9 protein-coding genes and 1 pseudogene are annotated in these 10,405 nt (G+C 64.8%); 7 read left to right on the plus strand and 3 right to left on the minus strand.

The window, feature by feature from the left end; translation table 11 throughout:
* Positions 1-30: 30 nt before the first annotated feature.
* Positions 31-882, plus strand: a complete 852-nt coding sequence (locus D8Z78_RS17770) for a phosphate acyltransferase (protein ID WP_121630347.1) — start codon at positions 31-33, stop codon at positions 880-882.
* A 32-nt stretch (positions 883-914) separates the two neighbouring features.
* Here D8Z78_RS17770 and xsc read toward each other — a convergent pair whose 3' ends face one another.
* Entirely contained in the window at positions 915-2,690 is a 1,776-nt protein-coding gene (gene xsc, locus D8Z78_RS17775; RefSeq protein ID WP_121630346.1) for a sulfoacetaldehyde acetyltransferase, read from the minus strand.
* Between the two features lie 165 nt (positions 2,691-2,855).
* Here xsc and D8Z78_RS17780 point away from each other — a divergent pair, with 165 nt between their 5' ends.
* On the plus strand, positions 2,856-3,254 hold the full coding sequence (locus D8Z78_RS17780; protein ID WP_121630345.1) for a hypothetical protein: 399 nt from the start codon (positions 2,856-2,858) through the stop codon (positions 3,252-3,254).
* Positions 3,251-3,928, plus strand: coding sequence for an HTTM domain-containing protein (locus D8Z78_RS17785; protein ID WP_121630344.1), 678 nt, complete (start codon positions 3,251-3,253; stop codon positions 3,926-3,928). Before D8Z78_RS17780 ends, D8Z78_RS17785 begins: the two co-directional genes overlap by 4 nt.
* Here D8Z78_RS17785 and D8Z78_RS17790 read toward each other — a convergent pair.
* Positions 3,829-5,037: a glycosyltransferase family 4 protein gene (locus D8Z78_RS17790; RefSeq protein ID WP_240672172.1), complete on the minus strand. Its 1,209-nt coding sequence runs from the start codon at positions 5,035-5,037 to the stop codon at positions 3,829-3,831. The two genes, D8Z78_RS17785 and D8Z78_RS17790, sit on opposite strands and share 100 nt — an antisense overlap.
* 249 nt (positions 5,038-5,286) lie before the next feature.
* On the opposite strand from D8Z78_RS17790, the gene D8Z78_RS17795 reads away from it, so the two are divergent.
* The gene (locus D8Z78_RS17795; RefSeq protein ID WP_121630342.1) at positions 5,287-6,684 is read left to right on the plus strand and encodes a hypothetical protein; all 1,398 of its coding nucleotides are present in this window, start codon (positions 5,287-5,289) and stop codon (positions 6,682-6,684) included.
* Positions 6,685-6,690: 6 nt separating this feature from the next.
* A complete protein-coding gene (locus D8Z78_RS17800) occupies positions 6,691-7,956 on the plus strand; it encodes a glycosyltransferase family 4 protein (protein ID WP_121630341.1) in 1,266 nt (421 codons plus the stop codon).
* Here D8Z78_RS17800 and D8Z78_RS17805 read toward each other — a convergent pair.
* Positions 7,924-9,144: an MFS transporter gene (locus D8Z78_RS17805; RefSeq protein WP_121630340.1), complete on the minus strand. Its 1,221-nt coding sequence runs from the start codon at positions 9,142-9,144 to the stop codon at positions 7,924-7,926. The genes D8Z78_RS17800 and D8Z78_RS17805 overlap by 33 nt on opposite strands.
* A gap of 65 nt (positions 9,145-9,209) precedes the next feature.
* On the opposite strand from D8Z78_RS17805, the gene D8Z78_RS17810 reads away from it, so the two are divergent.
* Together D8Z78_RS17810 and D8Z78_RS25035 are read left to right on the plus strand one after the other, a co-directional pair.
* Positions 9,210-10,163: an aldose epimerase family protein gene (locus tag D8Z78_RS17810; RefSeq protein WP_121630339.1), complete on the plus strand. Its 954-nt coding sequence runs from the start codon at positions 9,210-9,212 to the stop codon at positions 10,161-10,163.
* Positions 10,164-10,256: 93 nt separating this feature from the next.
* Positions 10,257-10,405 (plus strand): annotated as a pseudogene (locus D8Z78_RS25035) (aspartate aminotransferase family protein); the annotation flags it as partial.

Raw genomic sequence — 10,405 nt, forward strand, 5'->3', positions numbered from 1 at the left:
CATGGTTTCCTTCGAGCAGGAGGCACGGTCATGGCAGTTCTGGAACAGGCGTTCGAGGTCGCGCGGGCGCGACAGGCGCGGGTGGTTTTCCCCGAGATCGACGAGCCCCGCGTGGCCGAGGCCTGTGCGCGGCTGGACGCCGAAGGGCTGTGCCAGCCCTTGGCCCTGTTCGAGGTCAGCGATGCGCAGGTCGCGGCGCTGGTCGAGGGGCGCGGCATGAAGGAGGGCGTGGCGCGGCGGATGCTGGGCAGGCCATTGTACCGCGCGGCAGCGATGGTGGCAGCGGGCGAGGCCGATTGCATGGTCGCCGGGGCTGACAGCCCGACCCGCCGGGTGATCGAGGCGGCCAGCATCGGTATCGGGCTGGCGGAGGGCGTCGACGTGGCGTCGAGCTTTTTCCTGATGGTCTTCCCGGATGGGCGAGAGATGGTCTGGGCCGATTGCGCGGTGAACGTTGCCCCGGATGCGGGCGCGCTGGCCAGCATCGCGCGGGCGTCCGAGGCCTCGGCCAAGGCCCTGCTGGGGCAGGCACGGGTGGCGTTGCTCAGCTTTTCCACCGGCACCAGCGGCGCGGGCGGCAGCGTCGAGACCGTGCGTGCGGCCTGCGAGGCAACCGGCTTTCTCGGCCCGATCCAGGCGGATGCGGCACTGAATGCGCGCATCGCAGGGACCAAGGGGATGGGGGCCGGGGATGCCAATGTGCTGGTCTTTCCTTCGTTGGACGCGGGGAACATCGCCTACAAGCTGGCGCAGGAACTGGCGGGCGCGCAGGCGCTGGGGCCGATCCTGCAAGGGTTCCGCCGCCCCGTCTGCGACCTGTCGCGCGGGGCAACGGTAGAGGATATCGTCGCAGCGACCGCCGTCACGGTCGCGCTGGGGTAGAGGCCCCGGGTCAAGCCCGGGGCGCGATGCTCTCAGACCGACTGCTTCACCATGTCCGAAGCGTCGATCCCGGCCACGACGTTGGGTTTCTTCATCGCGTCACGGCGGAAGGGCTCGCCCAGTTCCTGATTGATGAGCGCCTCGATCAGCGTGGTCTTGCCCTCTTTCTGGTCGGCGATGGCCTGCGTCAGCGCATCGCGCAGCTCGTCCATGGTGCGGGCGACGACGCCTTGCAACCCGCAGGCCTTGGCGATGGCGGCGTAGCTGACTTGCTCATCCAGTTCGGTGCCGACGAAGTTGTCGTCATACCACAGGGTCGAGTTGCGCTTTTCCGCGCCCCACTGGTAGTTGCGGAAGACGACTTGAGTGATCGCGGGCCATTCCTTGCGCCCGATGGCGGTCAGTTCCGTCACCGAAATGCCGAACGCCCCGTCCCCGGCAAAGCCCACAACCGGCACATCCGGGCACCCGATCTTGGCGCCGATGATGGCGGGCAGGCCATAGCCGCACGGCCCGAACAGGCCCGGCGCCAGATATTTGCGCCCCTCGTCAAAAGACGGATAGGCGTTGCCGATCGCACAGTTGTTGCCGATATCCGAGCTGATGATCGCCTCGCGCGGCAGGGCGCTCTGGATCGCGCGCCACGCCATGCGGGGGCTCATCCAGTCGGGCTTGTCGTCGCGGGCGCGCTGGTTCCATGTGGTGCCGGGATCGTCGTCCTCGTGGGTCATCTCGGTCAATTGTTGCGCCCAGCGCGATTTCGTCTCGGCGATGCGGGCCTTGCGGTCGTCGCGACCTTCGTCACCCGCACCGGGCGAGAGTTGCCGCAAGATGCCGTTCGCCACCTTTGCCGCGTCACCGACGATACCCACGGTAACCTTCTTGGTCAGGCCGATGCGGTCGGGGTTGATGTCGACCTGAATGATCTTGGCATTGGCGGGCCAGTATTCCATCCCGTAGCCCGGCAGGGTCGAGAACGGGTTCAGGCGGGTGCCAAGGCACAGCACCACGTCCGCCTCCTTGATCAGCTCCATCCCGGCCTTCGACCCGTTATAGCCCAAGGGCCCCGCGAACAGCGGATGCGAACCGGGGAAGGCATCGTTGTGCTGGTAGCCGACGCAGACCGGCGCATCCAGACGCTCGGCCAAGGCCATGCTGGCGGCGATCCCGCCCTTGGACAGGACCACGCCCGCGCCATTCAGGATCACCGGGTTCTTTGCGTCCGACAGCAGCGCCGCCGCCTCGGCCACGGAATTTTCACCGCCCGGGGACCGTTCGAAGATGATCGGCTCGGGGATGTCGATGTCGATGATCTGCGTCCAGAAATCGCGCGGCATGTTGATCTGCGCCGGGGCGCTGGCCTGTTTCGCCTTGGAAATCACCCGGGTCAGCACCTCGGCCACGCGGGAGGGGTCGCGCACCTCTTCCTGATAGGCGACCATGTCCTTGAACAGGGCCATCTGCTCGACCTCTTGGAAACCACCCTGCCCGATGGTCTTGTTCGCGGCCTGCGGCGTGACCAGCAGCAGCGGCGTGTGGTTCCAATACGCGGTCTTTACAGCGGTGACGAAGTTGGTGATGCCCGGGCCGTTCTGCGCGATCATCATGCTCATCTTGCCCGACGCGCGGGTATAGCCATCGGCCATCATCCCGCCCGATCCCTCGTGCGCGCAATCCCAGAACATGATGCCCGCCTTGGGAAAGAGGTCCGAAATCGGCATGAAGGCCGAGCCGATGATGCCAAAGGCATGCTCGATCCCGTGGCGTTGCAAGACCTTCACAAAGGCTTCTTCGGTGGTCATTTTCATAGAAGGCGCTCCACAGCTGAGGCACGGCCCGGGGGCCGCTTTGCTGCCACGTTAAGGCCAGTATGCAAGGTGGGATAGGACCAGTTGAACGACTGCCTTAGGGCCAGCGCGGGAACGCTTGGTTAATCCTAGCGGGTTAGGGTCAGCCCAACTCCGGAGGCCCCCGTGCTGCGCACCCTGTCGCTGTTATTGCCCGCACTGATCCCGTCATGGCGCTTCTTCAAGACCGTCGCGCCAAGCCCGCGCCTATGGTGGCGGTTGGAGGGTGGCGACTGGGCGCCGGTGCGACCGCGGCCCGAGCGGGTTGCGTTCGCGACGATGCTGCGACGACTGGTCTGGAACCCCGACTGGAACGAGGACCTGTATTTGGTGACCCTGTCGGAGCGGCTGGTCGAAACCGGCTCCGCCCACAGCCTGCACGAATTGAACACGAGGATCGCCCGCATCACCGGCGCGCCGCCGGGCGCGCGGCTGCAATTCCGGCTGACATTCGTCACCCGGAGCGGCGCGACCATCTTGACCGAGGAGCTGTATCGCAGCGACCCCGTCGAGGTGCCGGGATGAGCTTTGACCTTGCCCTTCGTCTGACCGAGATCCTGCTGGCGCTGGCCCTGCTCCAGCACAGCGCCGAGCATATGACCCGCCCCGAGGATCGCCGCCTGTTCGCGCCCCGCATCGCGCTGGCGCTGCTGATGCTGGCCGGGATCGCGACGGCGTGGGTCACATGGGCGCTGTGGGGAATCGGCCTGCTGATCCTGCGCCGCTTCGACGGGCCGTATAATGGCGGCTCGGACAAGATGACCCTGCTGGTGCTGACCTGCCTCGCCTGCGCGCACCTGCCGTTGGACATCTACTGGCGTGAACTGGCGCTGGCCTACCTCGCCGTGCAATTGGCGCTGTCCTATTTCGTCTCGGGCTGGATCAAGGTCATCAACCCCGACTGGCGCAGCGGCATTGCCCTGTCGGATGTGTTCCGCTTTTCCGCCTATCCGGTCAGCGTGCGCCTGCGCCGCATCGCCGACTGGCGCGGGGCAACCTTTGCCGCGTCATGGGCTGTCATGGGGCTGGAACTGGCCTTCCCCTTGGCGGTGCTGCACCCCTTGGCTTTGGCGGTGGCTTTATTGGCCTGCGCCGTGTTTCACCTGTCGAATGCCTGCTTTTTCGGGTTGAACCGGTTCGTCTGGGCATGGTTCAGCGCCTTTCCGGCGCTGCTGTGGTTGCAGGCCAGAGTGGTCTGACGCTTCTCTGTGACCGCCTCGTTCAGCAGCTCCGCCACGGACTTGCCCCACGCATCCCAGTTCAGCCGCGTCTCAAAGGTCTCACGCGCGGAACGTGACAGCACGGCATAACGCGCAGGCGCGTCGAGATAGGACTGGATGACGGCGGCAAAGGCATCGGCGCCCGACCCGACCGGAAGCGCCTCGCCATTGACGCCATTCCAGACCGGCACCCCGCCAACGTTCAGGCACAGCGCAGGGAGGCCGTAAGCGGATGCCTCGCAGAATGCGAATCCGTAGCTTTCGTAAGACGGCTGCACAAGGAAATGCGCCCGCGCGAGCGCCGCGTCGAAGATGGCAAGCTCCGCGCTTTTGCCCTTGTCGAGTTGCGGATGCACCGTGACATGGCCGTTGCGATGACAGTCGGGCGGCGTGCAGCCGATCACGGTCAAATGCGCATCCACCCCGGCATCCCGCAACCGCTGCATCGTCTCGAAGGCGACCGGGCCGCCCTTGGCGAACCAGTCGCGTCCGATCAAGAGCAGTTCCAGCCGACCGGTCAATTGACGCGACAGGCCTTCTGGCGGGGTGTCGATATTCGCGCCCCACGACACCAGCTGCCCGCGAATGCCATAGCGATCCGCCACCGCCTCCTGCAACCAGTTCGAGGGCCAGAGGAGCAGGTCGACATTGCGCAGCGCCCGCGCCTCGCAGCTCTCGACCCAACCGTCCAGAAGATGGCCGAACGGGAAATGCCGGTCATGCGCCTTGCCGACCTCGGAGCAGCGATAGACCGTCTGCGTCGCGTCCGAGGTGAAGGCAGACAACATGCCGTCGGGCACGCGCAGACCACACATCGAATGCAGCGAATAAGCGCCGAACACCACGTCATATTGCCCGCGCCGCAATGTCCGCGTCACGCGCCGACCGATGATGCGCCGCAAGGCCAGATGGGCCCTCCAGCGCACCCGCAGATTGACCCGCTCCGGTGTCGACAGGATCAGCCGCCGGAGCGGCTCTGCCGTGCCCCAGTCACTGGGCAGGATCGTCACGTCGCCAGCATGTTTTTGCAGGGCCTCGAAGATCCGGGCGTTGCCGCCGGAATACAGATTGCGATCCAAAGGCGACATGTCGCACAGATAGGCAATACGTAATCTATCCCGACCCATCGGATCCCTCACTCGTACCTCGGGCAGAAGGCTTGGCCGGATAATGCGGCAATTTTAGGGACCTTCCGTGAAACCGTTGCCGCAAACCATGATTTTCTCCAAGCTGCACGCGCAATCGTTTCCAAATCCTTTGTTTCGGCCCAAAGTTGCCGCGACTTTGCCCCCTGCGCTTGGTAAAGTCATCGCGTTCGAACGCTAATCCACAGGCCCATGCCCAACCCGATCGCCTATCTTGCCCTGGCGCTGACGCCCTTGCTCGTTCTGGCGATGTTCGGCCGGATGAAGCCCGACCGCGCGCTGATCTGGTCGCTGATGTGGTGCTACCTGTTCCTGCCGGAACCGCCCGCGGTCTTCGATCCGCCGCTCTTCCCACCGCTGAACAAACACAACCTGCCGGCTTTCGCGGCCTTCCTGTTCGTCATCTGGCGCACGCGGGATACCGGGTCGTGGCTGCCGCAATCGGGCATGGGCAAGATCCTGTTGGGCGTGTTCGTCCTGTCCCCGCTTGCCACGGTTGCGACCAATGACGAGCCCGTCTTCTACGGGCAGGTCGGACTGCCCGGGCTTGGCATCAAAGATGCCGTGGCCCTGCTGCTGCAACAGGTCCTGCTGGTCCTGCCCTTCCTTCTGGCGCGCAAGCTGTTGCGCGACGCGGACTCCTTGCGCACCCTGATGATCGCGCTGATGACCGGCGGGCTGGTCTATTCGCTGTTGATGCTGATCGAAATGCGCCTGTCCCCGCAATTGAACCTGTGGGTCTACGGCTATTACCAGCACTTCTTCGGGCAAAGCATCCGCTTTGGCGGCTATCGCCCGGTGGTCTTCCTGTACCACGGATTGTGGGTGGCCTTCTTTGCCTTCATGGCGGTGACGGCGGCTTGGGCGCTGTGGCGATCCGAGGAAGACGCGCATCGCGTGAAACTGTTGCTGGTGGCGCTCTACCTGACCGCCATCCTCGTGCTGGCCAAGTCGCTCGGCGCATTGATCTTTGGCCTCGTCGTGCTGCCACTGGTCATCCTGCTCAGCCAGAAACTGCAATTGCGCGTGGCGCTGGTGATCGGTGCCTTGGCGCTGGCCTATCCGACGCTGAAAGGCGCAGAGCTGGTCCCCGAGAAATGGCTGATCGCGCAGGCCGCATCGATCGACCCAGATCGCGCCGGCAGCATCGAGTTCCGCTTTGACAACGAGAACACGCTGCTGGACCGCGCCAAGCTGAAGCCGATCTTCGGCTGGGGCAGTTGGGGCCGAAACCATATCCTCGACCCGTATTCCGGCCAGATCCTGACGGTGACGGACGGGCGCTGGATCATCACCATCGGCACCTATGGATGGATCGGCTTCTTCGCCGAGTTCGGCCTGCTCTTGCTGCCTTTGGTCCTGATCGCGCGCGAGGTGATGGCCCGGTCGGGCGGCGATGTGTCCCGGCTTGTGGGGCCGCTGTCGCTTATGCTGGCGATCAACGTGGCGGACATGATCCCCAACGGCACGATCACGCCGCTGACATGGCTGATGGTCGGGGCGCTGACGGGGTATGCGGAAAAACTGCGGGCCGAACGTCTGCATCTTGCGAGTATGGCGACCGGCCTGAAATGGCGTTCGGTGATGTGAGGGTACATGAAGGTTTTGGTGCTGGCAGATGAGTGCAACCCCGAATGGCCCTCGCTGCCGATCGTGGGATGGAAATACGCCAAGGCGATTGCCGAGGGCGCACAGGTCGTGCTGGCGACCCATGTGCGCAACCGCGAGAATATCGAGAAAGAGCCCCACGGGCTCGACATCCGCTATATCGACACGGAATGGCTGGCCGGGCCGATGTTCCGCCTTGCCCGCTGGTTGCGCGGCGGAGAGGAGGTCGCGTGGTCGACCTCTATGATGATGAATTACCTGCCCTACTTGGCGTTCGAGCATGGGGTCTACCGGCATTTCGGCGGTGATCTGTCGGGCTTCGACGTGGTTCACCGGATCACGCCCATGTCGCCCACGCTGCCCTCATGGATCGCGCATAAATGCCGCCAGCCCTTCGTCATCGGGCCGCTCAATGGCAATCTCGACTGGCCCAAGGCCTTTACCGCCGAGCAGGCCCGCGAAAAGGAAAAGCTGCGCAAGCTGCGCAACCTCTACAAATACCTGCCCTATGCGCGGTCCACCTATGACCGGGCCTCGGCGGTGCTGTCTGCCTTTTCCCATACCCGCGCCGATCTGACCCGCGTGCCCGATGCGCGCATCGTGTCCATGCCCGAGATCGGCTTTGACCCCGCGATCTTCCACGACGGAGATGCCCCTGCCGGTCGGCGTGGCGGTGACAAGGTGCAATTCCTCTATGCCGGGCGGTTGGTGCCCTACAAGCTGCCCGAACTGCCGATCCGTGCCTTTGCCGCCTCGCCCGCCTTGCGCCAGCACCACCTGCACGTGGTCGGCGACGGGCCGGAGCGCGCGCGGATGGAGGCGGTGATCGCAGAGCACGGCCTGTCGGACTGCATCACGATGCATGGCCGTAAATCCCAAGCCGAAGTGGCGCAGATGATGCGCATCACCGACGCGTTTGTCTTCCCTTCGATCCGTGAACTAGGGGCCGGCGTGGTGATCGAGGCGATGGCCTGCGGGCAGACCCTGCTGGTCAGCGACTATGGCGCGCCTGGCGATCTGGTGGCCGAGGGTCGCGGTCACGCAGTCCCGATGGCTCCGTTCGACACGCTGGTCAAAGGTTTTGCCGCGCAGATGGAGGCGTGCTTGCTGGACCGAGACGCCATGGCAGACACCGCCGCGCGTGGTCGCACCTATGCCGAGGATTACTTCCCCTGGGCCGAAAAGGGCCGCCGCACCATCGCCGTCTACGACGCGCTTTTGTCAGGACACGGGCTGGACGGGCTGGGCTATTGAGGCCCGCCGCCCCCGGAACAGGATCACCGCGATCAGCGCCATGTTCAGCAGGTTCCATCCGATCCCGTTGATGAAGGCCCATTCGTAGCTGCCGGTCAGGTCGTAGATCACCCCCGACAGCCAGCCGCCCAAGGCCATGCCGATGATCGTCATCATCATGACGAAGCCAACCCGTGCCCCCGCCTCGCGCGCGGGCAGGTATTCGCGCACGATCACCGCGTAGCTGGGCACGATGCCGCCTTGGCTCAGGCCAAAGATCAGGCTGACCACATAGAGGCTGACGATGCCCCCGGCGGGCAGGTACAGGAACAAGGCGATGCATTGCAGGGTCGAGCCGATTAGCAGCGTCCGCACCCCGCCAATCCGGTCCGCCAGCACGCCGGAAACCAGCCGCGAGGCAACGCCGCCCAGCAGCATCAGCGACAGCATCTCCGCGCCCACCGCCGCGCCAAAGCCCATATCGACGCAGAGCGCCACGATATGCACCTGCGGCATCGACATCGCCACGCAGCAGCCGATCCCGGCAAGGCCCAGCATCCATTGCAACTGTCGCGGGCTGAAGCCGGTCGCCTTGGCCCGGGCGCTGGATGCGGCATCGGCCCGCGCCATGTCCTCCACCGGCAAGCGTCGGCGCAGGACCTGCGCCAGCGGCAACACGATGCACACCGTCAGCCCCGCCAAGGCCATGTAGATCCAGCGCCAGCCCTCGTCCCCGGCCATCCAGCCCAGCACCACGGGCCAGATCGCGCCGGACAGGTAATTGCCCGACGCCGCGACCGCCACGGCAATGCCGCGCCAGCGTTGAAACCATTGCGAGATGTCGGCGATCAGGGGACCAAACCCCGCCGCCGTGCCGAACCCGATCAGCAATTGCACCGCGCTCAGCACCGCGATCGACGGCGCGAAGGAAGCCAGTGCATAGCCCGCCGCCATCAGCAGACCGGCCCCGGTCATGGCCCAAGCCATGCCCCAGCGATCCACTGCCCGCCCGATGAACATATTGCCCAGCGCAAAGCCGATCATCGTCGTCGTATACGGCAAGGAGGCTTCGGCCCGGCCCGCCCCGAACTCGGTCCCGACATCCGGCAGGATCACGATGATCGACCACATGCCGACATTCGCCATGATGGCGATCAGCAAGGTCAGGCCGAGGCGGATCCACGAATATCGACTGTCAAGAAAGCTCATGCGCGCAACACTATGCGCCCCGCCCGCGCTCTGATAGAGCCAAAAGCGACATCAGGAGCAGACCAATGACCGATCAGATCAAATCCGCCATCCTGCGCGACGGCGATACCCAAGTGACCGTGCTCAACATCGGCTGTGCCGTACAGGATTGGCAGGTGGCCGGGCGGCGCGTGGTTCTGGGCCATTCCGACGTCGAACAGTACCGCGAAAACATCGGCTCGATGGGCATCATCGCCGGACGGCTGGCCAATCGCACGGGCTTTGGCCGCTTTGCGCTGGAGGGCGTCACGTACCAATTGCCGATCAATCCCGGCGGCATCCATCACCTGCATGGCGGGCCGATGGGGCTTGGCAAACAAATATGGGAGATGGAGCAGACCGACGACCGCGCGGTGACGCTGCGGTTGCACTCCCCCGATGGCGATCAGGGCTATCCCGGTGCGGTCGATTTCACCGTCAGGATCAGCCTCGACGGGTCGGCCCTGACATGGGAGATGACCGGAACGCCGGACCGCGTGACGCCCATCGCCTTGTGCCAACACCTCTATTTCAACCTCGCCGGTCAGGGCACGATCCGCGATCATGTGGTGCGGCTGGACGCGCCCACCTATACGCCGGTCGATGACAGCCTGCTGCCCACCGGGGAAATTCTACCAGTCGAGGGCACGCGCTACGATTTTCGCGAGGGCGCGAAACTGTCCGAAATCGACCCCGACGGCCAAGGCTACGATCTCAACCTGATGCTGAACGAGGGCAATTGCACCAAGGCAGAGGTCACCAGCGACGGGCTGCGCCTGCAACTGTGGACCGATCAACCGGGGGTGCAGATGTATACATCGAACATGCTGACCGCCCATGGCGCGCCTTGGCCGGGTCAAAGCTTTGGCCCCTTTGCAGGCCTGTGTCTGGAGGCGCAGGCCGCGCCAAACACGGTGAACATGCCGCAATTCGGCTCAGTGCTGTGCAGCCCGGACGCGCCGTATCACCAGACCACAACAATCGCCATAAGCCCGGTTTGACGTCGGTTGTACGCATCTCGTGGTCGGTCCGGGCCTTTCGGACCGTGCCCGCTGCGCCTATGCTGCGCGCAAATCCAACCCGCAGGAGATGACATGCTGCCCAACGACCAGCTTTCGCAATGGGATCGCGAGACGTTCTTTCACCCTTCGACGCATCTGGCCGAGTTCGCGCGCGGCAACCTGCCCAATCGCGTCATCACCGGCGGCTCCGGCTGCCATATCGAGGATCGTGACGGCAATCG

This window comes from Tropicibacter alexandrii (assembly GCF_003667315.2).
GTDB classification, from domain to species: domain Bacteria; phylum Pseudomonadota; class Alphaproteobacteria; order Rhodobacterales; family Rhodobacteraceae; genus Tropicibacter; species Tropicibacter alexandrii.

Coding starts and splice junctions, on each gene's coding strand:
- D8Z78_RS17770 (WP_121630347.1), top strand. CDS start 31: ATGGCAGTTCTGGAACAGGCGTTCGAGGTCGCGCGGGCGCGACAGGCG.
- xsc (WP_121630346.1), bottom strand. CDS start 2,690: ATGAAAATGACCACCGAAGAAGCCTTTGTGAAGGTCTTGCAACGCCAC.
- D8Z78_RS17785 (WP_121630344.1), top strand. CDS start 3,251: ATGAGCTTTGACCTTGCCCTTCGTCTGACCGAGATCCTGCTGGCGCTG.
- D8Z78_RS17790 (WP_240672172.1), bottom strand. CDS start 5,037: ATGTCGCCTTTGGATCGCAATCTGTATTCCGGCGGCAACGCCCGGATC.
- D8Z78_RS17795 (WP_121630342.1), top strand. CDS start 5,287: ATGCCCAACCCGATCGCCTATCTTGCCCTGGCGCTGACGCCCTTGCTC.
- D8Z78_RS17800 (WP_121630341.1), top strand. CDS start 6,691: ATGAAGGTTTTGGTGCTGGCAGATGAGTGCAACCCCGAATGGCCCTCG.
- D8Z78_RS17805 (WP_121630340.1), bottom strand. CDS start 9,144: ATGAGCTTTCTTGACAGTCGATATTCGTGGATCCGCCTCGGCCTGACC.
- D8Z78_RS17810 (WP_121630339.1), top strand. CDS start 9,210: ATGACCGATCAGATCAAATCCGCCATCCTGCGCGACGGCGATACCCAA.